Here is a 583-nt window from a genome sequence, read left to right on the forward strand (position 1 = left end):
CTCGACCATCTTGCGCGCGAGAACGGTTGCGAGATCATCGTGGTTAATCAGGAATCGCTGTCGCCAGAGCAGGAAATGGTTGAGGACCTGCTTGCCATCGTCCATACGTTCTCATGCCGCCTGTACGGCATGCGCAAGTACAAAATGCAGATCAAGGAAGACTATCCGGGTAGCAAGGTACCGAAGGAAATTCTGGAATGACAACCGTCACCCGCACTCTCTATGGGACGTCGTCGTGCGTGCCTGCGCTTCGCGCGGTGTGCAGGGCGACGGCGTTCGTCCGAGCGGACCTCTGGCGTCGCTACGGCGCGCTGGGGAACGTCGGCAAGAGTGCGGCCGACATCCGCAAGGAAGTGACTGCTGGCGGCTGGTATGCGTCGCTCGCGGTGGACGGCACGATCCGCGCCGAGACCACGAAGGATGCCGTCAACGACATCCTGACATACAAGGCGGCCGCATGCGCGAAGGTGCGACAAGCCATCGCGAGGCGGACCTCCGACGAGGCAGAGCGAAAGCGGCTCTATACCCTGCTCAAACGTGACAAGTGGCTCGAAGACAAGTACCTGCACCGGATGATGCGCAA

General features: G+C 60.7%; 1 protein-coding gene and 1 pseudogene. Both read left to right on the forward strand.

All coding sequences use genetic code 11. The features are described from left to right. Positions 1-201, forward strand: a 201-nt coding sequence (locus ACYP5B_RS49630) for an IS607 family transposase (RefSeq protein ID WP_459574809.1), incomplete at its 5' end; no start/stop codon positions are given. Continuing rightward, positions 198-583 (forward strand): annotated as a pseudogene (locus ACYP5B_RS49635) (transposase); the annotation flags it as partial. The gene ACYP5B_RS49630 and the pseudogene ACYP5B_RS49635, both read left to right, overlap by 4 nt.

The sequence above is a fragment of the Cupriavidus sp. 8B genome (assembly GCF_054589115.1).